The organism is Ruegeria sp. BG6 (assembly GCF_056538465.1).
In genome coordinates this window covers 39,417-65,289 of record NZ_JBQFTB010000007.1, presented here as the reverse complement: position 1 = coordinate 65,289, position 25,873 = coordinate 39,417, and the positions used below count along the sequence as shown (strand labels likewise).

Sequence of the window (25,873 nt, the reverse complement as noted above, 5' to 3'; positions counted from 1 at the left end):
AAGATCAGGATGCGGCCCGTGCACCTCTGGCCCAGGCTTTGAGGCAAAGCAGCTCGGCGGCGATCATTGCCGCCGCGTTGGAGGTCATCTCCGCGTGATCAAATGGCGGAGAGACTTCAACCACGTCCATGCCAACAGGATCGAGCCCCTTAAGGGCCCGGATTATGGCGAGCGCCTCGTAGCTGGTAAGTCCACCCGGGACCGGTGTGCCCGTCCCCGGTGCCGTGGATGGATCGAGACAATCTATGTCGAAGGTTAGATAGGTCGGACCATCCCCGACGGTGGACAAGATGGTTGCTGCGATCTCTTCGGCAGGAGCCGCATGAACTGCGTCTGCATACATGATCGTCATGCCGTAGGTCTCTTCGCCGTCGAAACAGGTTCGGATGCCCACCTGAACAGTCCGTTGCGGATCAATGATACCCTCGCGCACTGCAAGATTGAACATGGTGCCGTGATCCATCCGCCCGCCCTCGTCAGGCTCGACATCCCGATGGGCATCAAACTGGACAAGACCGATCGGGCCGAACTTCGCAGCATAGGCCTTAAGCACCGGATAGGTGATGAAATGATCGCCGCCCAGAACCAGGCTGGCGGTTCCTGTTGAGATTACCTCGGATATGTGACGCTCGATCGCCAACGGGGCATCCTGCGGCGCACCCCAGTCAAAAACACAGTCACCATAGTCAATAGCTGCGAGCGTATCGAAGGGATCAAACCGCCAGGGCCAGACGGGACCCCAGGCATGTTGGGCGCTTGCCTTGCGAATGGCTTCTGGGCCAAAGCGGGTGCCGGGACGGTTGCTCACAGACAGATCGAAAGGAACTCCGGTAATCGCGATATCAGCACCCACAAGATCCTTAGTGTATTTGCGGCGCATGAAACTCAGAGCACCGGAATAACTGGGTTCAATCTGCGAACCTTTGAGAACGCTGCGGGTAAAAGCGGCGTCGATGCCGTGAGATTTGGGTTTTGTAGCCATGATTTTGTTCGGTTTCCTGCGACAATATTCGCGTGTCTTTTTATTCCTGTTTCTGGCTGGATACCATCGGGCGGTGACCCTTTTGCTTATGTGATGAAAAATGGAGATCCCGATGCGTGAAAACACTAAAGACAAGGTGCGGCGCTGTGCCCGAAGCGCGCCCGCGCTTCTTCTTGTTTTGGGTGGTTCGCTTCTCGGCGCGCCTGCCATAGCTCAGAGCCAGCAGCAAACTGAGGTGCAACAGGCTATTGATGCGTTGTGGGTGCAGGCGGGCAAACTTGACGTCGACCAGTCTTTTGGCGTCTCCGTGCCCAATGAAGCAGGATTTTATGTGCTGGACGGTCAGGTCGTTTGGCGGCGTGAGGACACGCTTGCGCTTTATCGCGAGACCTTTGGTGCGGCGTCAAAAAACGATATCAACATGACGGATGAGCGCATAACCGTCCTCGCAGAAGACCTTGCACTCTATGTCGCCGCCGGCAGTTATAACATGGAAGATGCGTCCGGCGCCTCTATGGGAAGCGGGCCTATGGCACTCACGATTATTATGAAAAAAGACCACGATGTGTGGAAGATACTCCACTTGCATCAGTCTTTTCCAGCTATGAACTGACGGCCCTTCGGGTGCCATCAGTCGTCTTTGTGATAGACGAGGAAGGGTGTTTTTGTGGCGACCTTATCGTAGAGCATGCGGCCTTTGTAATTGAATTCCTGAGTCATCCAATAAGTGGTGGGCACGCCGTCCGCTTTAGCTCTAGCATGAACTCCCTCTATCAGTGCGCGAGCCACGCCCCGGCCTCTGACGTCCACGTCGCAGAAGAGATCCATCAGGTAACAGGTATCCTCAACAGACCACATTGAACGATGATACAGAAAATGAGCAAGACCCACGGGACGGCCAGACATCTCTGCGATCAAGCCACGGTATTCCCCTGTGTTCCCGGACAACAGGCGTGCAAAGGACGTGTCATAGACCTCTTCGCTGACGCTGGTGTCATAGAAATCTAGATAGGCAGTCCACAACCGGCGCCACTCCGACGCATCTGTTTCTCTCAGGGGGCGAACGATCAGGTCATGGGTCATTGCGCGTGTCCTTGTCTGTGACGTGTCTCACTCAGCGAACAACACGGGCGTCTATGGTGTCAACGTGCAGGTCTGCTGGGCGCTCGACGATAGAAACATGTTTTCGTGCACATCTATAAGACATTAACAATAACGTAGGTTGCTACGCGATTTACTGTTCCGCGCCATTCGATCGCATTCGTTCAACACCTAATTTCGACACTTTGTGCGTCTCCCCTCAGCGTGGATGTGTTTGATGTTTTTCGACTGTGTCTCTTTTTCATTGTGGCTCCTTTGGGCTCAAGGCGGTCATCTGAGTCTTTCAGTCAGATGACGGTTTAGGAACTGATAGCGGTCATCGTTGGTGGTCATTCCGAAGAATTTCGTCTGAAGGTCTGCATTGAACGGCAGCGGTTGTTCGCTGAAATCTTGTGAACGGCAGAGTTACGGACAAAACGGCCATTCGCGTTCATCGTCGTGAGGTCCGGTGGCTGCCCGAAGCGGACCTTACGATGACGCCTACTTTATCAAGCCGAGTTCCAATAGTCTCTGCAGATTGCAACTGAAATCTCATTTACATTGAGTACATTGAATGATGTTCCATCCTGGAACCACTTTTCGGAAGATTTGCTTGTCACTTTTTGGAGCACAATATCACCTGCTTAAAGTCAGGTTCTTCAACATATAGGAAGGGTGTAAACCACGCTTGAGATACCGCGAGCAATTTGAGTTGCTTCGTTAGCACATTTTTTAATCCATTCTCTACACGAGCTGGCTGCAACGTATAAGATATGCAAGCAAACCTGAACAAATGCGAGCGCTCTTGAATCGATCAGAGCCGGTAACCGCAAGTCGTTATCGAGTGTCGGCCAGCGATTTGGCCTTTTCGTACTCGTCCAGCAAAGGTTGCATCATTATTGGATCATGTATTACCTTTTCGAGCCACCGTCGGAGCGGGAAGGTTTCGCCTTCGGCGATCATGGCCGCGAGGCTTTCGAGAATTTCCGTTTCTTGGTCGATTTTCCCGATCGCAGCATTTCCAGCGGCTTGGTAGACCATCATATGGGGACCGAACGGCCCTTCGAGATCCAGGTTTTCCTTCAGTGTGGCCAGACTCTCTGGATAGTTTCCAGCGTGGAATTGAGAAACGCCCAGAATGTTCCTATAGGGTCGTCGAATACTGAGGGGATCAAGGCTTAACGCTCGCTGCAACGGTGTTATTGCCTGCTCTGGCATGCCTGCGTACAGAAGGAACATGCCCAAATAACCATGAGCCAAACTTGAGCTCGGCTCTTGCTCGACTGCGCGTTCACCGAAATCAATTGCGGGTTGCGGCTTGCCCATCAAGATTTCGAGAATACCCAAGGTCAAAAGTGCGCGAACATTTGCCTGATCCTTTTCCAACGCGCTTTCAGCATATTGTTTGATCAGACCCCGCGTTTCATCCGTGTTTGCAGCAAGTCCAAACCAAGTTCTGTGCGCTTCCGCAAAGGCCAGACCGGCATAACCGTGCGGGGCGTCCGGTTCCAACCGCACTACACGCTGCAACAAGGTGTGTGCGGCGTCAAAACGCGATGGGTCGCTTGGCGGGTGAATGATGTCCAACGCTTGCTGGTACAGGATACGGGCATCCCGGCGGGTCCACCGCGCATCCTCCATTCTCGAAGTCAGTTCGGGGAACAATTCGATAGAAAAGGTCGAACTGATCTCGCGCGAAATCTCGGTCTGAGTTTCGAACCGTTCTGTCGTTTTATAGTCGAACCGTTTGGCCCAAATTTCGCCCCGGCTGTCTACGTCAACGAGGCCGATGTTTAGCCGATAGCCATCCGTCATGGTCTGCAGGCTGCCCCTTAGAACATGGGTCGCACCCAGCTTGCGCCCCTCGTCGATCAGATCGATGGCTCCGTCGGACAGTTCGGCTGTCGATGCGTACGAGATCACGCGCAAGCCCTGCACCCGCGCCAGATCTGTTGTAATATCCTCGGCGATACCACGGGCCGCTACGGATGTAACAGCGCTGTTTCCCAATGGATTGAACGGCATCACGGCAACGACAGGTAAATCCCCCCAAAGGTCATTGTCCGTGGTCGTCTGATCGGTAGACAGGCTTTCAGTTTCGAAACTTTGGAACAGCATGAAAGCTGTCACGGCCATCAACAGCGTCAACAAAAGCAATACGACCCAGTTCGGAGCCCGCCAGCCGCTTCTGCCGCGCTGGCCTGTCCGATCTGGCTTTTCGGAAGGCGCCGAAATTACATCCCGAAATTCGAACGACGGCACATAGGACCCTTTGGGAATGGTAATCACCAAGGGATCGTTGCTTCCATCTGTCAGGTAATAGTGTTCCAGCTCGCGCCGCAAGCGCCGCGCTTCAAGGCGTACAACCGGATCTGAGGTCGCGTCGAAATCCTCGGATCGGCCCAGAACGGAAACGCCAATCGAATAGCCCTTCAGCCGGTCAGCATGTCCGGCCAGTGTTTCATCAATGATGTATTTGAGGAACGCGCGTCGGCGATCATTTGCACCAAACTGAGAACTCTCAAACATACGGTCGAGCTGTTCGTCTATGGCCGCCTGTTCCGGAGGCGGCGCTGACTTCCGCTCGGATAACTGACTTTCCATCGCAGTATCTGCCGGCTGTGTTCGTTCCATCCAAACTAACCTAACGATACCCGGGTTATTCGGATCACGTCCAGTATTACATTCATACAAAAGAATTTTTAAGGTTCAGAACACGTTCAGAACATGTTCGTTACCCCAGTCCACAGACCTCGGATGTTAATTTGGTGTCTCCAGGGAGTGTCTGGGCAGACAGACCGTGGAAACAGATTCTCACTGACGGCCAATGGCCTTTGACGGGAGGGGAGCAAGTGGAAAACTTTCTTGCTGCCGGATGTTTCGAATTGGTGAAAAAATCGCCCAGCGATGAATTCACAATCGTTTTTTTGTCGCGGAGCGATCCAAAGTTTCAGGCGATTTGCCGTGACTTCGGCGAGGCAGTGACCGCCTTTCACAGCTTTCAAGCTGAAGGAGAAAACGGGCGAGCCCGCGCGACCGAATACAATCAGATCTGCGAAGATCTGAGGCTCGAACTGATGGAATACGTAAGCTTGGCCAAGGTCAGACCCAAGGCACAAGATCACCACTGAAGCGGCACGATGGTCGCCCGAACAGGCAGCTTGTCCGACGCCGTGACCTGAATTCCAACAAGCAAGGAGACGGGAATGATTAAACGAACCTGCCAGACGCTATTCTTCGTATTTCCCATGGTTCTCGGCTTCATGTCCATCGCACAGGCGCAAGACGATGATGGCCAGGATTGCAAGGCATTGTTCGTGCACAATGCCCGTTCAGTGTCGATGACCGCTGACACGATAACGATGACAGATGTCAACCCGATCGTCACATTCTTCTGTGACAGGCCGGTGCGGTATGCGGGCGTGCAAAGCATACAGGGCTTTCTGGACATGGTGTCCGAAGGCGACGACAGCTTTGCTGTGGACCCGCCCAACGCCTTACTGACCATCGTTGCGGATGGTGAACCGCCTGTTGATGTGGTCGTGGAGTTGTCGCAACGGCCACTGAACGATCAGGGAACGATGACCTATCCCGGCGTCAAGGTCATCAAGGGTGACATACCACAAGCAACAGGCCCGGGCACGTTGTTCATCGACCACTTCGGTCGACCAATGTCGCCGGGATCGGTGGCAGGCGTGCATCGCCGGCACGAGCGCCGCGAAGTTCGTCATTGCGCCGCCGACAATCCCGATAATCCGAACGATCTTTGCAACTGCGGGCCCGGCCTCGTCTGCAACTGAAACGCGAAGGACAAATCAAGAATTCTGAGAGGAGGCTTACATCAGTGGATCCGAATCCTCTGGTCATAAGCAAAACATCAAAAAATAGGGAGGAAGTTATGTTTTCAATTCTTGGCAACTACCCGCGAAAACTGGTCCGGGGAACCGCTGTCGCATTCGCTGCCAGCGCCGCGTTGTGTACCGCTGCCTGGTCTCAGTCCTATGAGGAAAATCTTGCTGCGGGCGCCACCGAAACGGAACAAAATTATCTGAACGTTCCCTTCGTAAAACCCGAAGATTTCAAAACTCCCTATACGAGTCCGGCCTACTGGCCGACTAATTACCCACGTGGTCCGATTGACCGGTCGCCAGCGGATTCCTCAACCAAAGTGATAACCCTTGGAACGGGCGACCCGCCACCCAATCCCTACCGTTTTGGTCCAGCTCACGCGGTGATCATAAACGGATTTCCATATTTTGTTGATGCCGGCGAAGGCTGGTTCAGGTCACTTGGGAAGGCCGTCCTTTCTCAGGGCGCAATGGATCTGGCAACCGTTTTTGATCTACAGAACATCAAGTATATGTTTCTGACCCATCTGCACGAAGATCACACGGTGGGATTGCCATCCTTCATATCGGGCCCGTTCAAGTTTGGCCCCGGCCCCGACAAGAAGATATATGGACCCGAGGGCGTTGACGAGATGATTGCCAATATCAACGCCGCTTGGCGGCTCGACAGGAACGAAATGTTCCAGGGCTCGACAACCCAAAAGGCCGACGGAGCAACCGCAATCGGCGTGCCGGTCTGGCCATCGACCGATCCCAAAGGGCGGCTAATTTACGAGGACGACAACGTAACGGTCGAAGCATTCCCAACAGAGCACGGTTTTCTTCATCATACCTATGCTTATCGGTTTACCGCCAAGCCGGACGGGCGCGTTATCGCGTTTGGCGGCGACGGGCACTACTCTGAAGGCCTTGTCAACGCGGCAAAAGACGCTGACGTTCTGGTCATTGAAAGCATAACGAGAAAGAACATCATGTTTGTGGTCTGGGGTGGCGACACGGAAGACGAAAAAGTGAAGATTATTGGTGCCTACCACATGTTTCCAGAAGACATGAAAAAGGTTCAGGACGACAGTGGCGTCAAACAGATCGTCATGACGCACGTCCAAAACTATAACGACCCCGAGCATTTCGACCGTCTGAGTGTACTGAAGGAAATGCAGGATGCTGGCGTCACGAACATCCTCATGGCCGAAGACGGCGACATTTACTGAACGGACGGCCAGCACAAAGGGAAAGCCCTGTCGGGCTTTTCCGTCAAAAGTACCAAAATGAAACCTTTTATCACAGACGTGATCTTTGCATCCGTCAGTGTTCCAAGCCTACGCCGATCCAGACCTCTGTAATCTTAGGCCGATACACCAAATTTCGCAAATTCCGTTTTATGCGCATTGCGGCCATTCAAGCATTTTGCAGCATCGATCAAAGTGGGCTCGAAGCAGACGATCGCTGCGCTAGTACGAATGTCCGCTTTGCGGAAGAAGCTGACGTTCAGTTCGAACCAGCAGGTCCGTGAATTTGGCTCCGAACCGACGTCCATAAGTGGACTCAAATGCTGCGGACGCAGCCGACATTGCCGTCATGCGTTGCGATGGCGAAAATGCTTCTTCTGCGAGCGACCACAAATGAGACGAACTGCCCCGAGTGTCGCACAGGAGCTCATTTCTACCTTAGGATTTGGTACAATGGTTCCATCTGCTTATGGTTGGCTTAAGCTGTTGAATTCGGAGGCCCGTATGTTTCGGCTGATTGCTGTAGCTCTGTCGCTGTTCATCTTTCCGCTTGAGAAGGCATTGGCGGAAATCATCCATCTCCACGCTAAACGTGGAAATATTGAGGGCGTTCTCGCGGAACTAGATAAGGGTGTACCGCTCGAACTTCGCAGTACGAACATGACAAGCGCACCGGGCGTTACACCGCTTTTTGTAGCCGCAAAATTCGGCCATACCGAGTTGGTTAAACTTCTTCTTGCGCGGGGTGCCGATCCAACAATTTTTTTCTATCAGGGAAATGATACTTATACGGTTGGAACCGCTCTCCACCATGCGGCCGGGTATGGCCACATCGAAGTGGTAAAAGTACTCATTGAGGCTGGGGCGGACCCAGCCAGCTATGAACCATATATCTCAACTCCTTTGCATCAGGCGCTGAGAGCGGGGCACATCGAAATCGCCGAGGTGCTCATCGAAGCGGGAGCGCCTCAGCGAGTAGAGCGCCAACCGATTTCCGATAAGTTGCAGGGTGCCGATATTTCAAATGGTGAGTTTCTAGCCAAGGGGTGCGAAATCTGCCACGGTAAACCTTCGTCGATGGGAATTGCCGGCGATAATGGGCCCAATTTTTGGGGAGTATTCGAACGACCCTCTGCGTCCGATCCCGAGTTTCCTTACTCAAGTTACTTGCGCGAATTAGGTTTGGTTTGGGATGCGGATACACTGAATAGCTATCTCGCTAGCCCGTATCAGTTTGTACCCGGGACGACCAAAGTGATGCTCGGAATTGAAAATGAAAATGATCGCGCGGATCTCATTGCATATCTAGCAACTTTGAAAGATTGAGGGCCGAGCTGAAATCGCTTGGGCGACCAGTTTGTCCCGCTTTGCTGTGAAGTGACAACAAGCAGCGAATGTCTTCATAAATGTCCGCGTAATTCACCTGTTCCGGCAATTACTAAAGCGTCAGCTATGGGCTCGATACGGTCATCTGAGTCTTTCTGTCAGATGACCGCTTTGGCATGCAAAGCGGACCTTGGCTCCACCGGTCTCAAAGCTTGCCTTAGTCAGTTTCTGGCCGATCCGTGGAATTAGCTGACTTCGAATTTCTACCAAGCGAAAATCTGTCTATCCCACGCGGTTGTTTTCTCTTGCTGCTGATCTTTAGACCCGCCCCTCACGGAAAGAGCACTCAGTGCAGCTAGAGTCCGACCCTTCAAACGCTTCGTACATCATACGAACCCTTGCCCAGATCCGTATTGCATCCAGTGTTGCAAATGCTCCCGATCCTCGAAGAGCTCCCAATCACCAGATCCACGGGAGGGAGTGCCCTCGAGATCGACCATCGGATAAATAGCCATTGAGGAGTCTTCACCGATTACCCAGTCGAAGAATTGCACTAGTACGCGATCACCGGGGATGTAAGCCCTTATTATACCTTGTTGCTTGATCTTGGGTCTTCCTTGCTCAGTTGTTTCGTTGCCGAAGATTACAAAGCACAGGCCTACGAGGCCGTAGCCCTGTTCACTTGAAGTCGTTGTATGCATCTAACTTACCTTTCGTATTGATGCTGCATATGTGTTGCTCTTGCTCCCTCCGCCCCCGTTCTAAAGAACGGGGGGACGGAGTAGGGAATGTACATTGCTCCGTTAAGCGCTCCGTCGCACATTCCTCAAGTACATGAATTTACGTGATTTTATCAGACATTGCTCCATTGCTCCGTTTTTTTGCTCCTCGAGGAGCGAGCGATACGCGCGGAGCAATCACGGAGCATATTTCACGTTGCAATGACTTTTGCTCCGTCCGTTGTTAGCACTAGATCGCGTCCTTCGGCTTTGATCCATTTCCGCTCGAATAAACGAGACTTGATGCGGTTGGCGGTCGACGGGCTGATCCCGAGCTCTTGTGCGAGAGCGCGCTCAGAGACTTTGGGGTTGGTAGCTATGATCTCCAGTACGCGGTTTTCTCGCTGCACTGTTTCGTTTGCCAAAGCCATTCCGCGCTGCATCGTTAATGGTCGAGCGTGCACAGTCGGCATATGGCGACCCTTAGAATCAATTAGCTGGTCGCATGTACAGCTAACTAATTCGAAGTGCATGGGCTCAAATGGAGCACCTCTAAACTTGCCCTGCCAATGCACCGTGATGGTCGTGTCAGTTCGCCATGCGGTCAGGTTTCCATCAACTTGGTTGAGCAGTGCGGAGCCGCCCATTGGTACGAGATTCGATTTGCTCGCATTCTTCACCGGATGCGAGGGAACGATGACTGTTGGATTGCCTGGAAGGCGCGTTAGGCTGCGCAACACCGTTGTGGCGAAATGCTGCTGTTGTGCGTTATTGTTTAAATCGTCTCCGTCGAAGTAAGCAGCCAGCGTGTCTACGACAACGAGTGCGAGCTCAATCCCTCCAGCCTCGAGGTCAGCCGCCAGCTGCGAAAGGTTTTCACGGATTGAGAAAACTCCATCGACGAAAAAAATCGGTGTATCGTTTGGGTCAATGCCCCTTTCAGCGAGGCTGGCGATGAAGCGTGATCTCACATCGTCGGGGTTTTCGCCCGCCAGATACAATACGGCACCTTGTGCTATGTCGATGTCGAGTAACGATTCACCTAGACCGACCGCTTCAGAAATACGCATTGTTACGGCCGTTTTTCCGCTGCCTGTCGGCGCGGTTAAAGTATAAAGCCAACCTCGGCGCAGGATACCATCAAGCGTGTAATCGGGCGACGTGAAACCCTCAATGAATGACTTAGAGTTCAGCAGGCGATACCTTTTGCTACTGAACGGATCGGATGCGGAGCTCCCACTGGGGAGGAGTGTCGAGATGGTTGAAGGAGACGATGCCGCTGTTGACTGGCACCCGTTGTCACGGAGCAGCTGGAACGCAGTGCCTAAACCAACAGAGCCGTCTGGTTGAGCAGTATCCCAAAGCCGCGCAGCGGCACTCGGATTGATGTCACCGTTCCAACGAGCCGAGAAATCTAAAAAGGCGGTACGCGTTGCGCCATCGTTAATGGCCCCTTTGATTGCAAGACAAAGACGCACCCATTCGTCGCGATCGAGATCGTTCGACGCGCGGCTAAGCGCAGTTAGAATGCGTACGCGCTCATTCTCGCCACCAATTAGTTGAGGGCCCAGACTCAGTGCTGTGCAGAGCGAGCTTGATACAGGTGCGAGGTTATGCCGTCGTGGCAACCATTCCGGGGCTGGCGCCGGCTCTGCGTCGGATACGATGCGGTAGGATCCGCCATCGAAAGTCGACGGCTCAAGCAGAATGTAGCCACGATGCTTTATGTCTACACCGAGGCATGGCGAGGCGATGAAGCGCTCCTCCGGTCGTGCCTTGAATATCCAGTGTGTACCGCCTCGAGCGCTAGTTTGCTTAAATGTATGAGGGATCTCCTTAGTCTTAATCCACTCATCAAACTGGCAGTCTTCTTTGTAGATGTCGGCATCGAGAGCGACGAGCCCAGAGGCCTCCAGTGACAGCGCTATGTTCGCGTCTGGATAGGCGGTCCACCACGCACGTATTTGATCGAGGTTGGTCGTCGCTGCTTTGTATCCGCTCTGAGGAATTGGTTCCTTTCGTCCCGGGCGGCACGGGAATACATGCAAGTTTTTGCGCGCGTAGTTTACCGCCGCTGTCCCGTTAGGAGAGAGCGGCGCATTCTGTAGCACCGTTTTCATCGTCTTACTCAAACCCTGTTTAGGCGATCTCGGACCAAGCATTATGCTTCAGGAGATCTTTCCGGTCGCGAGGCGTGTCTGGGAGATTGTTGATTAGATTTTATTGGGCGAGCAGTTGCTCGCCCCCTCGAATTTTGGGGCTACGTGAGTCAGAAAGCCTCATGCATTCAGCCAGAACAAATCTGATCTCGATCATTGCGGGTTCTCCGGGGCACCTAGCAGTGAACCCGAACTCGTTGCATGAGCCCAATCGTAAAGACCCTTCCGGAAGGTCAGGCTGATTAGCGGGATCTCTTCCTCGACTGCGAGTTCCCCTGGCGTCCAAATGACCTTCCACTTTAGCGCGCCGCTTTCGCATAAGAAAAAGGAAATATAGCAACGCCGATAGCAAGATGAACGATAATCCCAAGTTGGAAGTCCTTGAGCAGATTTGCCGTCAAGGAGATACGTTCTTCTTCGGCAGTCCCCCTCAAAGAAATCGATCATCAATTCACGAATTGAAGAGAGAGTCCTGGGGCTATTGATTTGCTGATGCGACCCTAGGAACGGATCATGCTCAAAAATTCCGGCGTCTATGAAACTATCCGAAAATTGAGCGGCGTTTTCCCGCAAGAAAGCACGAAAGGATTGTGCCGTCGGCGCATACGTCATTGCTCGTTCCTTTCATCCGATAGGTGATCCACAAGTGCTTCGATTTCATCGAGCCGCCACCGAACCATTCGACCAACCCTGATTGGCTCGGGCAGCCGTCCGTCGCGAAGCCAACGCCACCACGTCGGACGCGATATACTGAGGAGTTCGCATCCTCGATTTGTGTCAATAAGTATTGGTGTGTCCTGCATGAACTGATGCCTTTCGATGTTTCTGGGCGCTTCTTGGCTCCCCCTAAAACACCTAGAGATGTCAGTTCCTGCGGTCTAAGGCGCTAAATCCGGAGGTCAGGGTCTTTTTCTGACAGAGCCATTTCTGCCAGCACCCGAAACCCGACGGGAAGGTCAAACGCATCTGTTAACCCGTTGAGAAACATTGTAAAGCGGCAGTTCGGGCGGCCGTCGGGATCTCGGCTGGCTGTTACAGGGATATTATAGCCAATTGCTGTATCGACTGCGCGCTGTACCAAAAGCTGATAATGTCGGCTGCTCTTAGGACGGCCCCTCCCGGCTTGTTGTGGACCAGGCCAAAGCACGCCCTGCAGTTTTCGTTCGATTGGTTCTAGGAGACTGAGAGTATCCTGCAATACGCTAACCTCTGAGCGCAGTTCCAATTTTTCTCCAAACTCGCGGCTGTGAGCATCAATATTTGAAGAAAGGTTTTCGAGTTCCTCAATCAGCTCCTTGTACTCAGAAATTGCTTTCGACAGCTTTTCGGCACCGGCCTCCTTAGCGCGTCTACCATCGGCGTGCTCTAAAGCCGTTGCCGCTACTCGTGCGTCAAAATCGCCTAACGGAATATCACTGATATGACCGCCGTGCGCTGCCAAGACGTAGGAAGCCAGCCGCGCAACAAACTGATCTTCGGAGCTGCCCTTAGGGAATGGTGGAGTAGCTGCTCGCAGAGCTTCGAGATCGAAGCCGATAAATGCTGCAATCTCATCAGCAACGGGGTGCGCAATTAAAAATTCCTCTTGAGATTTGGTAAGCCCAACAACCATCTACTGTTTATCTCCTAAAAGGTATCGATCCCACTCCAGCATCATCTCTCGTCGCTTCTCGAAAAGATCAGTTCTCCGATACGCTGCTTCGACCCTGTTTCGAACGGAATGCGCCAACGCGGCTTCCTTGACCTCATGTGGAAAGCTGACAGCTTCTTCAGCCCAGTCGCGAAAGCTACTACGGAACCCATGAACGGTCGCGTTTACCTTCAATCGCCGGAGCACTGCCGATAGGGTCATATCTGACAGCGGGCGTCCTTTTCTTTGGCTTGCGAAAATAAAGTCGTCCACTCGTGGCATCGCTTCAACTAATGCCAACGCTGCTGGCGCCAGAGGTACACGATGAACTCGCCCAGCTTTCATGCGCGCTTCGGGAACTGTCCAGATCCCTGCCTCTAAGTCGATCTCCGACCAAGTTGCTCCGCGCACCTCGCCGGAGCGAGAGCATGTCAGTATGAGAAATCTTAGTGCAATTGCGCCGGCTCCTTCGACATCCTCGATGCGCCTCATTAGTTCGGGAAGCTCCCGCCAAGGAACCGCAGGAAAGTGTCTTACACGATCGCGCTGCTTTGGCAGCGCTTTCTCTATACCTTCTAGAGGATTTACGCCTTCAAAAAGACCTGAAGCGCGTGCCCAATCCATCACGGTTTTCATTCGTTGTTTCAACCGCCGAGCTGTCTCAGGCTTCTGTGTCCAGATTTTGGCGATGACACCAAGAAAATCGGCCTGCGTAACGGTAGCAATTGGTTGGCTGCCGAGCGAGGGAAACGCGTAGGTTTCCAACGAGCTGATCCACTGTTTTCGGTGCTTGTCGTTTCGGGCTACACCGTCCACTTGATCCGCCCAAACTTGTCGGCAGGCTTCCTCAAAGGTAGTGGACGATCCGTGTTGGCGATCACGATGTTGAGCTGGATCGCCACCTGTGCGTGCGATCTGGTGCCATTCAGCAGCTTTTTCTCGAGCATCAGCAAGAGACAATGTAAAGACTGATCCCATACCAATCTCACGCCGGCGGCCGTTAACCGTACCGCGCCATTGCCACCACCGGGAGCCATGCTGTGAAACGACCAAATAGAGACCGCGACCATCTGCATGGCGGCCTGGTTTCTTCTCTCGCATTACGCGTTGAAATGTGAGTTGGTTGCGAACTACTTTGGGCAATTTAGATGTTCCTGTGCAAGTGACACCCACCTAACAGACCCACCGAACATTTGAAAAGTGGGGAAGCAACAAGAAACATTCAGAAACTCAATTTGTCGAGAAAATTCAGGTTTTCAGTGTGTTATGACACTCGCAGATACCCTGTGAAATCTAAGTACGTCGGACTTCGTCTCCGCCATCAACCTGTTTTTATGGCGGTAATCAGTGCAACGCTGATAAAACGCTTGGCTAGAATATCGGTCCAACTTGGAAGGGTGATAGGAGCGGCCTGTACCCAGTTGTAAACTCACCCGCGCGCGACGTTGGACCGCTGGCGCATCGGTCAAGGGATGGAAGAATTGCAATGGTGTTCCATTGCCAAGGGTTTCGTTTGAGTTGGTCAGATGAGGCCATTCCGAACAGTGTCCGTGAAAGAGCGCTTGACGACAGGCGAGCAGTGAGATTCCAACCAGACTTAAAGATCAACCCATAGCGTGAAATACCTATCTTTGAACGACGTACCCGCCGTGATTGCAACGGCGGCCTGCCGAACTTGAAGTGCGACAATCACGATCAGAATAGGCGCAACTCCTTGCATGTTCATCGGCGTGTCTTTCGGCAAGGCAATTTGGCAAAGACCCCACGAACCGTGACTCTCTGAAGGCCGAAATCACCGAGGGCATGCTTAAGAAGCGGGCGACGCCTCGATTTCCGGCGTTGGACAAATTGTATCGAGCGGAAAGACTCTCAAACCTGATTGGGCAAATCTGAGGTCATCACCGCAAAGACAGGCCATTGTGAAATAGATGCACCTTGCCCGGATCAGCGTTCAGTTTGACATTTTGTCCACGCAGACTTCGTTCGACACCCGGAAACTTGGCGACGATGCCTTCGGCCCCTGCCCTGCTGGCCAAATACAGCAGGGTGACTTCTCCCAAGGCTTCGATGAAATCGACATTGCCGTCGAGAAACCCAGAGGCTTCGTCGGCGAAAAAGTCCTCGGGGCGTACGCCAACGTTTACCGGCAGACCCAATTGATCGGGATTGGTTGGAATGGATGAAACTGCCGTGCCGCCCGCGTCAAGTTTGACCGATGTCTGTGCCCCGGTCCCGGATATTTTGCCGGGCATCAAGTTCATGGACGGCGAGCCGATAAACTGCGCCACGAATTCGTTGTCCGGTGTTTCGTACAGTTCCAGCGGTGTGCCCACCTGCGCAATGCCCTTGTTGGCCAGAACCACGATCCGACTGGCCAGGGTCATCGCTTCGACCTGATCATGGGTCACGTAGATCATGGTGCTGTCGGGCATTGCCTCTTTCAGTCGCGCGATCTCGATACGGGTTGCAACGCGCAACGCAGCGTCAAGATTTGAGAGCGGCTCGTCGAACAGATAGACCTTCGGGTCCCGTACAATGGCCCGCCCGATGGCGACACGCTGGCGCTGACCTCCGGACAGGGCCTTGGGCAGTCGATCCAGAAGCGGGTCCAGCTGAAGGGTCTGAGCGGCGCGTTCAACGGCAGCATCGATCTCGGCGGCGGGCATCTTGGCGATCTTGAGCGCAAACGCCATGTTCTCGCGCACGGTCAGATGTGGATAGAGCGCGTAGGACTGAAACACCATCGCGATGCCTCGCTGGGCGGGCGGCACATCGTTCATGATCTGCCCTTCGATTTCCAGCGTTCCTCCAGTAATCTTTTCCAACCCGGCAATCATACGCAACAAGGTAGATTTGCCGCACCCCGAAGGGCCGACGAAGACGATCAACTCGCCTTTCTCGATGTCCAGATCGATATGCTTCAGTACATCGACGGGACCATAGGACTTCGCCACATCTGTAAGCTTGAGTTCCGACATGGTTTACCCCTTGTCCTTAACCATCAGGCAGAATTGCGAAGGTTGCAGCGTCACGACGCGTTCGCCATCAACACCCCCCAGGTCTTTCCCGATGACCCGCCAGTTGCCCTCAGGCAGGTCGATCTGTCTTGCTTCTGTTCCAAGGTTGAATGCGCAATACACCGTTTCAGAAGCGTCTTCGCGGTAGAACGTCAGGGCCGGACCGACCTGTTTCATATCGGATTGCGTACCCGAGGCGAGCGCAGGATGAGCATGGCGCAACGCAATTGCGCGGCGATAATGGTGGAGCATCGATTGGTCGTCCACCTCCAGCCGATCCACGGCCAGTTCGGATTGCAAGGTACTGACCGGTAGCCACGGCTCACCCGTACTGAAGCCCGACTGTTCGTCTTGCGCCGTCCAGACCATCGGCGTACGGCAGCCATCCCGGCCCTTGAATTCGGGCCAGAACTCGATGCCGTAAGGGTCTTGCAGTTTTTCAAACGGAACATCGGCCTCTTGCAGGCCCAGCTCCTCACCCTGATACAGACAAGCGGAACCGCGCAGGCACATCATCAAGACTGCGTGCTGTCGAATGGCCGCATCGTCCAGGCCCCAGCGCGAGGCGTGGCGAGGCACGTCGTGGTTCGAGAACGCCCAGCACGGCCACGCATTCCCGGCTTTGGCCTGTAGCTGATCAAAAACCTGTTTCGCATAATCAGCCGACAGTGCGCGTTTTTCGAGAAACTCAAAGGCGTAGCACATGTGCATCCGCTTGTCGCCGGACGTGTACTCACCCATGATTTCCAACCCACGCTGCGCGTCGCCGACCTCGCCCAGGCAGGCGCGACCATCATATTCGTCTGTCAGCGCCCGCAAGCGTTCAAGGAAGGCAATGTTTTCAGGCCGACTTTTGGAATACAGGTGGTTTTGGTGGTTATAGGGGTTCACCGCTGGCGCGATTGACGCGTTGCGCTCTTCGATCGGAAGCGCCGGGTTGTCGCGCAACTGTTTGTCGTGGAAGTAGAAATTGATCGTGTCCAGACGGAAGCCGTCCACGCCCATCTCAAGCCAGAACCGGGCAACATCCAGCAAGGCGTTCTGCACGTCCGCATTGTGGAAGTTCAGGTCCGGCTGCGACGTCAGGAAATTGTGCAAATAATATTGCAAGCGGCGCGGGTCCCACTGCCACGCTGAACCACCAAAGATCGACAACCAGTTGTTGGGCGGTGTGCCGTCCGGCTTCGGATCGGCCCAAACATACCACTCGGATTTCGGGCTTTCCCGGCTGGCACGGCTTTCGATGAACCACGGGTGCTGATCTGATGTGTGTGAAAGCACCAGATCGATCATCACTTTCAGCCCCTTGGCATGGGCCTGATCGAGCAGTTCGCGAAAATCCTGCAATGACCCGAACATCGGATCAACGTCGCGGTAATCGCTGACGTCATAGCCGAAATCCTTCATCGGAGATTTGAAGAAGGGCGAAATCCAGATCGCGTCAACACCTAGCGAAGCGATGTAATCCAGACGCCGGGTGATACCTTTCAGGTCTCCGATGCCGTCGCCATTGCTGTCCTGAAAACTGCGCGGATAGATCTGATAGATCACTCCGCCGCGCCACCAGTCTGACGTGGCCTTTGTTGATTTGGAAAGTTCCACAGTGTTCTGCACGTTCATCAGACGCCTCTATTTAACGGACCCGGCCAGCAGGCCCCGGACCAGGTATTTTTGCATTGCGAAGAAAACGACCAATGGCACAAAGATCGACACAAAGGCTGCGGTCGCCAGAATTTCCCAGTTGCCGCCACGGGTGCCCAAAAGCTCTACAATGCGGTTGGTCATCACCGTGGTCTGGCCGGTTGCGTCGATCAGGAAGACCTTGGCCACCAGAAGATCGTTCCACGTCCACAAGAACTGGAAGATTGCGAAGGACGCGAGCGCCGGGAAGCTGAGCGGCAGGATCAGCTTGGTGAAGATCTGGAACTCGGTCGCCCCGTCGACCCGCGCATTCTCGATCAGATCACGCGGCAATCCAGCCATGTAGTTGCGCAGAAGGTAGATCGCCAGCGGCATGCCAAAGCCCGTATGCGCCAACCAAACGCCCAGATAACCTTTCCCAACCCCGATACTCAGGTGGAATTTCAACAGCGGAATCAACGCCAGTTGCAACGGAACCACCAACAGGCCAACCACAGCGGCGATCAGCAAGGCCCGGCCCGGAAACTCCATCCACGCCAGGGCATAAGCTGCAAAGGCTGCAACAAGGATTGGAATGATCGTCGCTGGGATTGTGACCGTCAGCGTGTTGAAGAACGCCTTGGCCATACTGTCCGTACTGCTTTGGTCCAACAGAACTTTTTTGTAGTTATCCAACGTGAACTCGGGCGGCAATTCAGCCGTCACAAATACACGCGCGCCGCGCTTGCCGCTGAATTCTTCGGTATTCTCCATCCGATAGTTGCCGTCTGCATCGACTGTGATTGTGCCGCCTCCGCGCAGCTCGGCGGTTTCACCGGGGGCAAAGGCGTCAATTTCGCGCGCGCTGATGCCCCAGCCTGAAATCCTGATTTGCTCTTCATCGCCAAACAGCTGCCCCTGGATTACGTAAAGCTCATTCTCAAGCACCTGCGTTTCGGGTGCCGCGCTGCGCAGGGTCAGATTCTGCTCGGACGGGAAGAGTGACCGCCACCAGCCGCTGCTGGAAATCTGGTCCGCCGTCCGGAAGGATGAGATCAAAAGACCAAGCGTCGGAATGATCCACAGGACCACCAGAAAGACGACCGAGGCATGAACGACCCAGCGCAGCGCTGGTCTGGTTCCTGCAATATCGTTCATGGCCTACTCCAACTCCTTGCGCGCATTGCGCACGTTCCAGATCAGGATCGGTGTGACCAGCAACATGATCACCATGGCCGAGGCCGAACCCACCCCCCAGTCGTTGGCGCGAAACAGCTTGTCATACATGTAGTTGGCCAGAACCTGTGTCTCCCACTGGCCGTTGGTCATGGCAAAGACGATGTCGAAGACTTTCAGCACGGTAATGGTGATCGTCGTCCAGACGACCAGAATCGTGGTTTTGATCTGCGGCACCTTGATCTTGAAAAAAATCTGAAACGGGTTCGCGCCATCCAGGATGGCGGCCTCGACAGTTTCTTCGGGGATGCCGCGAAGGGCGGCCGACAGGATCACCATGGCAAACCCGGTCTGAATCCAAACCAGAACAATCATCAGGAAGAAACTGTTCCAGAACGGAACCGTCAGCCATGTCTGCGGTTCGGTGCCGCCAAAGAAGATATAAAGCGCGTTCAGGATGCCGATCTGGTCCTGTTCCGCCGGGCGCGCGTCATAGACGAGTTTCCAGATCACCGAAGCGCCGACGAATGAAATCGCCATTGGCATAAAGATCAGCGATTTGGCAAAATTGCCCCATCGGATGCGGTCGGTCAGTTGTGCAACCAGCAGGCCGAAAGCGGTGGACATGGCCGGCACAACGATCAGCCAGAACATGTTGTTGCGCATGGCCTCCCAGAATTTCGGCTCTTTGGCCATCTGGATGTAATTATCAAGGCCTACCCATCTGTACCCACCGCCGGGCACGCGTTCAGTGAGCGACAGGCGCAGCGTCTCGACCACCGGGTATGCCAGGTACAAGCCCAGCGCAGCAAGTGCCGGGAACAGGAACAACCAGGGCCGGATCATGTTCGCCCGGTTGATGTTGCGCCCTGCGTTGGGCCCGCGCGGCGGGAACAGGACTTTGTCCAGAAACTGGTTGGAGAGGTAGAAGTAGCCCACGCAACCCGACACACCGATGGCGATGGTCAGCAGGCCCTGAAGTGCCGGTGTCATGATGCCCTCGTCGGTTTGGAAATTGGGGCGGCGTCAGGGCCGCCCCAGCCGTCACTTACTTCGCAGCATCCCACGAAGACTGGATTTCTCCGGCAATTGTGGCTGCGTCCTTCGCACCCGAGGAATAGTCGACCATACCCGTCCAGAACGTTCCCGCGCCGACGGCGCCCGGCATCAGGTCCGACCCGTCAAAGCGGAACGTGGTTGCATTGGTCAGGATTTCACCCTGTCCCCGCTGGGTGTCATTGGCGTAGTTCTCGGGATTTGCCCCCAGATGCGGCGTCAGGAATCCGTCCTGAGACATCATGATCTCATGCGCGAAGGGCGTTTTGAGGAACTCCATGAACACCTCGGCCGCCGGGTTCGGGTTTGTGATCGTGAACAACGTGCCCGCACCCAGAACCGGAGTTCCCAGATCTTTCTCGGCATAGGCCGGGAAGTAGAAGAAATCGGCATCTACACCCAATTCGGTCCCTTCCGGAAAATAGGCGGGAATGAACGACGCCTGACGGTGCATCATGCAGGCAGGCGGGCTGTCGAACAGACCCTTAGGGCTGTCGCGGAAGTCAATCGCGGCGGTGTCGTCGGCGTTGCCCACGACATAGTCGTCGTTGCGGGTAAAGCTGCCGTACTCCTCAATCGCCGCGATCACACGCGGATCATCGAACTTCATCTCATTCGAGACCCACTGGTCGTAGACTTCGGGCGGCTGTGTACGCAACATCAGGTCCTCGACCCAGTCGGTCGCGGGCCACCCTGTCGCACCGCCGGATGCAAGCCCCACGCAAAGCGGCGTCTCGCCATCCTCGACCATCTGATCCATCAGCGCCTTGAACTCTTCCATGGTCTGCGGGACGTCGTAACCGAAGTCTTCGAAGTTTTCCGGTATGTACCAGACCAGCGACTTGACATTGACGTTGAAGAAAAAGCCGTAGAAATCTTTGGCGCCATCGGCGTTTTCAAAGGTTCCCAAATCGACCCAGGACTGGCCGGCAGCGAAATTGTCCTTGATCCAGTCCGCCGACCCTTCGGCAAGCGGCGTCAGGTATCCGTTCTTGGCCATGTTCGCGGCGAGACCCGGCTGAGGGAAAACCGTCAAGTTCGGAGCGGAGCCAGCGGCCGCATCAATCAGGATCTGCTGCTCCAGCGAGTCCGATCCGACATAGCTGGAATTCGCTCCGGTGGCTTCATCAAAATAGGCGACCAGATTTTCGAATGACTTCCCTTCGCCCGCAAGCCACGGCCCGAAAATGGTAAGGTCCTGACCGGCCAGGTCATGGGCGTCCGCAAAGGCCTGAAAGCCGTCCCAGTCAAAGCCGCCCTCGCCCACGGCGTGGATCATCTCGCCCTGCGCCTGGACGCCTCCGGACAGCAAAGCAAATGTGGCCACACCTGCATAAAGCGCGTTTCTCATGAATTTTCCTCCCAACAGTTCCTTGCGCCACAGAGACTCAGTATCCAAAGCGCTTTGGATAAGCAGTTTATCCGCTAACATTTCTCGCCTGTCAACATTCACGTTGCAGATCATCAATTTTTAAAAGGCCGATTGAAACGGGTTGACGGAACGAGCATTTGACCACACAACAGGTAGCAGCCAAAACTTGAAGGCGCTTTGAAGCAATCATGAACCTGAAGCAGCTCTCGGAAATTCTTGCCCTTTCGCAAACAACGGTCAGCCGCGCTCTGAACGGCTACCCCGAAGTGAGCGAGGAAACCCGGATGCGCGTTCAGGCTGCTGCTGCCAAACATGGCTATCGCCCGAACATCCGCGCCAAGGGGTTGGCGACCGGCAAATCCATGGTGATCGGGCATGTCATCCCCAGTTCGTCCCAGCACGAGATGGTGAACCCGATCTTCGGTGACTTTGTTGCTGGTGCCGCTCGGACATACGCGGCGCATGGGTATGACATGATGTTCACCACCGCTGATGATACGTCGATCGAAGGGGCTTATCGCAGTTTGTTTCAGCGCGGTGCCGTGGATGGCGTCGTTTTGCAGGGCCCCAAAGTCAAAGAACACCGAATTGATCTGCTGTCGCGGATGGCGGTGCCGTTCATCGTGCATGGGCGTTCGACGGGGGCGGATGTGGAATATGACTGGATTGACGTAAACAACAAAAGCTCGTTCCTGCGCGCCACACAGTTCCTGATCGATTTAGGGCATCGCCGGATCGCCCTGATCAACGGGCTTGAAGATATGGATTTCGCGCAACGACGCCGTACAGGGTACCAGCAGGCCTTGGAACAGGCAGGCTTGACCTCGGACCCGCAACTGATGCGAAGCGCCGAGATGACCGAAGTCTACGGCCACCGCGAAACCCACGACATGCTGCAATTGGATGAACCGCCGACTGCCATTCTGGCGTCATCGATGATTTCAGCGATCGGAGTACGGCGGGCGCTGGACGAGGCGGGCCTCCGCATCGGTCGGGATGTCTCGGTCATCGCTCATGACGATGACCTTTCTTACTTAAAGAATGGGCAGGACGTCCCCATTTTCACAGCCACGCGCTCTTCAGTGCGACACGCAGGAGAGCTGGCCGCCGAGATGCTTATCGAGCGGATCAAATCGCCTGAGGACCCGGTCAAAACCAGATTGCTTGAGGCGGAGCTGGTTGTCGGCAAGTCAACCGGCCCTGCACCCGACAGGTTCCGACGATGAACTTTACGCGAAACGATTTTCCGTCTGACTTCCTGTTTGGGGTCGCCACGTCGGCCTATCAAATCGAAGGTCACGCCCAAGGCGGAGCAGGGTCCACCCATTGGGATACCTTTTCAGCGACGCCCGGCAACGTCGTGCGGGGGGAAAATGGGGATCGGGCCTGCGATCACCTGAACCGGTTTGAACAGGATTTCGATCTTGTGCGCAACGCAGGTTTTGATTGCTATCGCTTCTCGACCAGCTGGGCACGCGTGATGCCCGAGGGGCGCGGACTGATCAATCAAGAGGGTTTGGACTATTACGACCGGCTGACTGATGCGCTGCTGGAGCGTGGCATCCGCCCTTGCGCGACGCTTTATCACTGGGAACTGCCGTCAGCTCTGGCTGACCTGGGCGGTTGGCGCAACCGAGATATCGCCAGCTGGTTTGCCGATTTCACCGAGGTCATCATGGGACGGATCGGCGACCGAATGTACAGCGTTGCCCCCATCAATGAACCTTGGTGCGTCAGTTGGCTGAGCCATTTCGAAGGACATCACGCCCCGGGATTGCGGGACATTCGGGCCACGGCTCGAGCCATGCATCACGTCCTGCTGGCCCATGGCCACGCGATTCAGGCAATGCGCGGACTGGGTATGTCCAATCTGGGCGGTGTGTTCAACCTTGAATGGGCCGAACCCGCCGATGACAGTCCGCAAGCGCGGCAGGCCGCTGATCTCTATGATGGAATCTATAACCGGTTCTTCCTGAGTGGCGTGTTCAACAAGGCCTATCCTCAAAATGTGCTGGAAGGGCTGACACCCCACCTTCCGCCCGGCTGGCAGGATGATTTCGACATCATCGGCGCTCCTGTCGACTGGTGTGGGTTGAACTACTACACCCGCAAACTGATCGCCCCTGCGGACACCGCCTGGCCCGGTCTGACCGAAATCCCCGGGCCCTTGCCCAAGACCCAAATGGGATGGGAAATCGACCCAGCCGCGCTGAGCCGGTTCCTGATCCGAACAGCGCAAGAATACACTGGCGACCTTCCGATCTATGTGACCGAAAACGGCATGGCCAGCCCCGAGCGCCAACAAGACGATGATCGTATCAGCTATCTGGATCAGCACTTTGCCGCCGTTCAGGAGGCCCTAAATCAGGATGTTCCGGTCAAGGGGTACTTTGTTTGGTCTCTGCTAGACAATTACGAATGGGCCTTGGGGTACGAAAAACGCTTTGGTCTGGTTGATGTGGATTTCGATACGATGAAGCGTACACCAAAGGCTTCCTACTTCGCCCTGCAGGAGATGCTGGCGTCATAAAGGCCCATTTTCGGACCCAAATCCAACAGCATCTCCCGCCAAATGCGACCCTGTGCCAAAATTCGCGCGATGTCCGGATCGCGGACAAAGCAGTCATCTGATGCCAGCTTTTCTATTCCGGTAAGTATCGGTTCAAAAGAGCGTCAACCAGCCCTTCTTGAAGGCGGTAACCTGTTCTTTGGTCAACACGCAGGATGTCTTCAAGGATGATGAATTGCTCCATGCCGGTCGTCATAGACAATCGCCGTGCAAGGTCTTCGAGTTCTTCTGGCTTCATCAATGACCGTGCTGGACCAAGCGCCTCGGCAAAGGCAGCAACCCTTCTTGCGCCGCGCATTTTCGTTGTACCTTTTTCCAGCGATGCTTTCAGAGACTCCGCAAGAAACTGCCGGAAATAGGCTTCATGTTCGCGCGAGAAATCCAGATAGTACCGGGCCACCGCGTGCACACGAACCCGGACATCATGAACCCCCTGAAGCAGCTCAGACGTTGGTTTGACTTCAATGTCCAGAGTCGCATCCAAAGCCAATACGCCCGGATCGGAAAAGTACCGGTAGACCGTCGCACGACTGATTTTGGCATGTTCAGCCACTTTTGCCAGCGTCACTTCCTGTCCCTCCGACATCAGTTCACGGGCGGCCGACAGAAGCGCATCACGAGTTCGTTTGATTTGGTTTGTTCGGCGCGCCACGTTAACTCCTTTTATAATACACTTGTCTCATAAGTGGATTTATGTATCATAATGGTATTGGATTTCGAGTAAAGGGAGTAGCTGCAATGACTGAACCTCGCCCTCGGGTTTATCATCTTCTTGGAAATCTTTTGACATTCCATGCTTTTCCCAGCGAAACAGGAAATCGATGTACTATTGTCGAGATCAAAACGGCGCCGGGGGCCGGCGCACCGCCCAACCACCATGCCGGTGAAGATGAGAGCTTCTATGTGCTTGATGGTGAATTCGAGTTTCTTGTGAACGGCGAAACCCACAACGTAGGGAGTGGTGATTTTGTAAAAGTGCCGGACGGTGCCGTTCACGCCTTTACATGTACCGGAGCGAGGCCCGGTCGATTGCTCTGCATTAATGCCCCTGGCGCTATGCATGACACGTTCTTCACTGAAGCTGGTGAAGCCATGCCCGACGGAACAATAGATATCCCTGCCCCGGATGGGCCACCGGATATTCCGGCAATTATGGCAGTAGCCGATAGGGCTGGAATGACAATATTGGTGCCCACCGAAGTCCCCAGCTAACGGGTGCGCAGTGCGGAATGCGAGGCAGACTTTCATCTGCCTCCGTTTCAAATCGGTCAGATGAATTGGACTCCGAGCAGCCTGAAAGATCGGAAGGTCAATTGTCTCTCTTCGCAGAGGTCACCTGCACTATGTGCACGCTGAACGTGATCCGGAATGCTCGGTCCTAATCAACTTTGACGGCTCGACACGCCCACCGCCAACGGACCAACTGCCTCATTTAGGAAAACCACGGCTGGCCGGAACCGTTGTCCATATGGACCAAAGGTTAAACGATCACTGGAATGCAATTGGATCCGGTCAAATTTGGCTGACTACCAAAACCTGACGAACACCCATTCCGAGCCCATTGCGGAAATTGCCTTCGCGGCATGTTTGGGAAGAACCTGAACGCATGTTTTGAACTGTCACAGGCCAATACCCATCAAAATTTTGTATTTCATTCCAATACTGTTATGTATGAATTTATTTTGCGGGCGGGGGCGTAATGAACTCACTAACCAGAATAACACGCGGGATAGGCGTCGCCTTGAAGGACGGCAGGGTAAAGAGTCTTTTGGCCTTCACCATAGGCATGATCCTTTGGGCGTCTGTTTTTTATCACTATGTAGAAGGCTGGAGTTGGCTGGATTCCATCTACTTTTCCGTAGTGACGATTTCGACTGTGGGGTTCGGTGATTTCTCACCCGAGACCGCGTTAGGTAAGATTTTCACCATGGTCTATATCATTGTCGGACTGGGTGTCTTTGTGACTGCGGCAACCACGATTGCGGACACGATCCTGTCTCAGGATGACAAAAAAGCAGACGAGTGAAACGACCGTAGCCCTGACGCTGCGCTCAAAAAACAACTGCAGTGCTAAAGCCGCAGTTCGTTTT

General features: G+C 54.4%; 25 protein-coding genes. 9 read left to right on the top strand and 16 right to left on the bottom strand.

From position 1 onward, the window contains the following. Positions 1 to 4 precede the first annotated feature (4 nt). A complete protein-coding gene (gene speB, locus ACR0JW_RS13670) occupies positions 5 to 982 on the bottom strand; it encodes an agmatinase (RefSeq protein ID WP_170629990.1) in 978 nt (325 codons plus the stop codon). Between the two features lie 112 nt (positions 983 to 1,094). Here speB and ACR0JW_RS13665 point away from each other — a divergent pair, with 112 nt between their 5' ends. Further along, the gene (locus ACR0JW_RS13665) at positions 1,095 to 1,595 is read left to right on the top strand and encodes a nuclear transport factor 2 family protein (RefSeq protein WP_170482691.1); all 501 of its coding nucleotides are present in this window, start codon (positions 1,095 to 1,097) and stop codon (positions 1,593 to 1,595) included. 17 nt (positions 1,596 to 1,612) lie between these two features. On the opposite strand, the gene ACR0JW_RS13660 is transcribed toward ACR0JW_RS13665, so the two are convergent. After that, on the bottom strand, positions 1,613 to 2,065 hold the full coding sequence (locus ACR0JW_RS13660; RefSeq protein WP_170482689.1) for a GNAT family N-acetyltransferase: 453 nt from the start codon (positions 2,063 to 2,065) through the stop codon (positions 1,613 to 1,615). An 834-nt stretch (positions 2,066 to 2,899) separates the two neighbouring features. After that, complete coding sequence (locus tag ACR0JW_RS13655) at positions 2,900 to 4,696, bottom strand: tetratricopeptide repeat protein (protein WP_480714058.1); 1,797 nt, start codon at positions 4,694 to 4,696, stop codon at positions 2,900 to 2,902. Positions 4,697 to 4,914: 218 nt separating this feature from the next. Here ACR0JW_RS13655 and ACR0JW_RS13650 point away from each other — a divergent pair, with 218 nt between their 5' ends. The 4 genes from ACR0JW_RS13650 (at position 4,915) to ACR0JW_RS13635 (ending at position 8,465) form a co-directional block, all read left to right on the top strand. Then, positions 4,915 to 5,193, top strand: coding sequence for a hypothetical protein (locus ACR0JW_RS13650; RefSeq protein WP_170482717.1), 279 nt, complete (start codon positions 4,915 to 4,917; stop codon positions 5,191 to 5,193). 75 nt (positions 5,194 to 5,268) lie between these two features. Further along, entirely contained in the window at positions 5,269 to 5,862 is a 594-nt protein-coding gene (locus tag ACR0JW_RS13645) for a hypothetical protein (RefSeq protein WP_170482715.1), read from the top strand. Between the two features lie 98 nt (positions 5,863 to 5,960). Further along, on the top strand, positions 5,961 to 7,121 hold the full coding sequence (locus tag ACR0JW_RS13640) for an MBL fold metallo-hydrolase (protein WP_170482712.1): 1,161 nt from the start codon (positions 5,961 to 5,963) through the stop codon (positions 7,119 to 7,121). 522 nt (positions 7,122 to 7,643) lie between these two features. After that, a complete protein-coding gene (locus ACR0JW_RS13635; protein ID WP_480442430.1) occupies positions 7,644 to 8,465 on the top strand; it encodes an ankyrin repeat domain-containing protein in 822 nt (273 codons plus the stop codon). A 386-nt stretch (positions 8,466 to 8,851) separates the two neighbouring features. Here the strand turns inward: ACR0JW_RS13635 and ACR0JW_RS13630 are convergent, their stop codons facing one another. The 12 genes from ACR0JW_RS13630 to ACR0JW_RS13575 all read right to left on the bottom strand — a co-directional run bounded on the left by ACR0JW_RS13630 (position 8,852) and on the right by ACR0JW_RS13575 (position 21,193). Then, positions 8,852 to 9,166 (bottom strand): hypothetical protein, encoded by a 315-nt coding sequence (locus ACR0JW_RS13630; RefSeq protein ID WP_480714057.1) that lies wholly within the window; start codon positions 9,164 to 9,166, stop codon positions 8,852 to 8,854. 230 nt (positions 9,167 to 9,396) lie between these two features. Next, positions 9,397 to 11,304, bottom strand: a complete 1,908-nt coding sequence (locus tag ACR0JW_RS13625; RefSeq protein ID WP_480714056.1) for a bifunctional DNA primase/polymerase — start codon at positions 11,302 to 11,304, stop codon at positions 9,397 to 9,399. A 192-nt stretch (positions 11,305 to 11,496) separates the two neighbouring features. After that, positions 11,497 to 11,955, bottom strand: coding sequence for a hypothetical protein (locus tag ACR0JW_RS13620; protein ID WP_480714055.1), 459 nt, complete (start codon positions 11,953 to 11,955; stop codon positions 11,497 to 11,499). After that, positions 11,952 to 12,146 (bottom strand): helix-turn-helix transcriptional regulator, encoded by a 195-nt coding sequence (locus ACR0JW_RS13615; RefSeq protein WP_480714054.1) that lies wholly within the window; start codon positions 12,144 to 12,146, stop codon positions 11,952 to 11,954. Before ACR0JW_RS13615 ends, ACR0JW_RS13620 begins: the two co-directional genes overlap by 4 nt. A gap of 83 nt (positions 12,147 to 12,229) precedes the next feature. After that, a complete protein-coding gene (locus ACR0JW_RS13610; protein WP_480714053.1) occupies positions 12,230 to 12,955 on the bottom strand; it encodes a hypothetical protein in 726 nt (241 codons plus the stop codon). After that, positions 12,956 to 14,074 (bottom strand): tyrosine-type recombinase/integrase, encoded by a 1,119-nt coding sequence (locus tag ACR0JW_RS13605; protein ID WP_480714052.1) that lies wholly within the window; start codon positions 14,072 to 14,074, stop codon positions 12,956 to 12,958. 496 nt (positions 14,075 to 14,570) lie between these two features. Beyond that, positions 14,571 to 14,699, bottom strand: a complete 129-nt coding sequence (locus ACR0JW_RS13600; protein ID WP_480714051.1) for a hypothetical protein — start codon at positions 14,697 to 14,699, stop codon at positions 14,571 to 14,573. A 172-nt stretch (positions 14,700 to 14,871) separates the two neighbouring features. Beyond that, positions 14,872 to 15,951: a sn-glycerol-3-phosphate ABC transporter ATP-binding protein UgpC gene (locus ACR0JW_RS13595; protein ID WP_170681733.1), complete on the bottom strand. Its 1,080-nt coding sequence runs from the start codon at positions 15,949 to 15,951 to the stop codon at positions 14,872 to 14,874. Between the two features lie 3 nt (positions 15,952 to 15,954). Beyond that, on the bottom strand, positions 15,955 to 17,610 hold the full coding sequence (locus ACR0JW_RS13590; protein WP_170681735.1) for an alpha-amylase family glycosyl hydrolase: 1,656 nt from the start codon (positions 17,608 to 17,610) through the stop codon (positions 15,955 to 15,957). 9 nt (positions 17,611 to 17,619) lie between these two features. Next, the gene (locus ACR0JW_RS13585) at positions 17,620 to 18,768 is read right to left on the bottom strand and encodes a carbohydrate ABC transporter permease (RefSeq protein WP_170613678.1); all 1,149 of its coding nucleotides are present in this window, start codon (positions 18,766 to 18,768) and stop codon (positions 17,620 to 17,622) included. 3 nt (positions 18,769 to 18,771) lie between these two features. Then, the gene (locus ACR0JW_RS13580) at positions 18,772 to 19,779 is read right to left on the bottom strand and encodes a carbohydrate ABC transporter permease (protein ID WP_170681737.1); all 1,008 of its coding nucleotides are present in this window, start codon (positions 19,777 to 19,779) and stop codon (positions 18,772 to 18,774) included. Positions 19,780 to 19,834: 55 nt separating this feature from the next. Next, entirely contained in the window at positions 19,835 to 21,193 is a 1,359-nt protein-coding gene (locus ACR0JW_RS13575; RefSeq protein WP_170619181.1) for an ABC transporter substrate-binding protein, read from the bottom strand. A gap of 209 nt (positions 21,194 to 21,402) precedes the next feature. Here ACR0JW_RS13575 and ACR0JW_RS13570 point away from each other — a divergent pair, with 209 nt between their 5' ends. Together ACR0JW_RS13570 and ACR0JW_RS13565 are read left to right on the top strand one after the other, a co-directional pair. After that, complete coding sequence (locus ACR0JW_RS13570) at positions 21,403 to 22,440, top strand: substrate-binding domain-containing protein (protein ID WP_170681739.1); 1,038 nt, start codon at positions 21,403 to 21,405, stop codon at positions 22,438 to 22,440. Then, positions 22,437 to 23,744: a GH1 family beta-glucosidase gene (locus tag ACR0JW_RS13565; protein WP_170681741.1), complete on the top strand. Its 1,308-nt coding sequence runs from the start codon at positions 22,437 to 22,439 to the stop codon at positions 23,742 to 23,744. The genes ACR0JW_RS13570 and ACR0JW_RS13565 overlap by 4 nt, the downstream gene beginning before the upstream one ends. A 112-nt stretch (positions 23,745 to 23,856) precedes the next feature. Here the strand turns inward: ACR0JW_RS13565 and ACR0JW_RS13560 are convergent, their stop codons facing one another. Then, positions 23,857 to 24,435 carry a TetR/AcrR family transcriptional regulator gene (locus ACR0JW_RS13560; RefSeq protein WP_480714050.1) on the bottom strand — a complete coding sequence of 193 codons (579 nt, stop codon included), beginning with the start codon at positions 24,433 to 24,435 and terminating at the stop codon, positions 23,857 to 23,859. An 86-nt stretch (positions 24,436 to 24,521) separates the two neighbouring features. Here ACR0JW_RS13560 and ACR0JW_RS13555 point away from each other — a divergent pair, with 86 nt between their 5' ends. After that, on the top strand, positions 24,522 to 24,995 hold the full coding sequence (locus ACR0JW_RS13555; protein WP_170681745.1) for a cupin domain-containing protein: 474 nt from the start codon (positions 24,522 to 24,524) through the stop codon (positions 24,993 to 24,995). A 487-nt stretch (positions 24,996 to 25,482) separates the two neighbouring features. Beyond that, positions 25,483 to 25,809: a potassium channel family protein gene (locus ACR0JW_RS13550; protein ID WP_170612208.1), complete on the top strand. Its 327-nt coding sequence runs from the start codon at positions 25,483 to 25,485 to the stop codon at positions 25,807 to 25,809. Positions 25,810 to 25,873: the final 64 nt, after the last annotated feature.